At 37.3% G+C, this 279-nt stretch carries 1 protein-coding gene; it reads left to right on the forward strand.

Annotation, left to right across the window (positions count from 1 at the left end):
* Positions 1 to 279 (forward strand): condensation domain-containing protein (locus RVS70_RS23215; protein WP_321135107.1); only part of this gene is annotated, 279 nt, incomplete at both ends.

Here is a 279-nt window from a genome sequence, read left to right on the forward strand (position 1 = left end):
TTAGTACGCTTAGCGAAAACGAAAGAACAGCCTATGTGGAAAAGTTTGAAGTTGCCGATAGGCAAAAAGGCTTTAGTCTTAGTCAAGATATTCTGATACGACTAGCTGTTTTAAAGCTGAATGCAGAAGAATATAAAATGATTTGGAGCTCTCATCATATTCTGATGGATGGCTGGTGTAACGGGTTAATTATGAAAGATTTTTTCACCATTTATAGCTATTTAAGCAATGGGACAGCGGTACAGTTACCAGACACCACGCCATATGTGGAATATATTA

Source organism: Virgibacillus sp. M23, assembly GCF_034190895.1.
Classification (GTDB): Bacteria; Bacillota; Bacilli; order Bacillales; family Amphibacillaceae; genus Virgibacillus; species Virgibacillus salarius.